Annotated in this window: 1 pseudogene; it reads right to left on the reverse strand. The window is 64.0% G+C overall.

Annotated features, from left to right (window positions below):
• Positions 1-261: pseudogene (locus G3N95_RS41085) on the reverse strand (adhesin); the annotation flags it as partial.

Genomic DNA, 261 nt, shown 5'->3' on the forward strand with positions numbered 1-261 from the left:
TGACGTTGTTGCCCAGGTTGCTCAGGTTGTTCGACACGTTCGAAACATTGTTCGAGACGTTGTTCACCTTCGCGTCTTCCGACATCAGCTGGCTCACGTTCACCGCATCGGTCGGGTTCAGACCCGCGGCCACGTTCGTGATGCGACGCTCTGCGCCCGCTGCGCCCACCGACACTTCACCGCCTGCTGCCGTCGCCGCTGCGATTGCCGTGCCACCCACCGGCGTGAAGCCTGCCGTACCCAGCGTCGCCGAGTTCGCCA

It is taken from the genome of Paraburkholderia sp. Tr-20389, from assembly GCF_017104565.1.
In the GTDB taxonomy this organism is placed as follows: domain Bacteria; phylum Pseudomonadota; class Gammaproteobacteria; order Burkholderiales; family Burkholderiaceae; genus Paraburkholderia.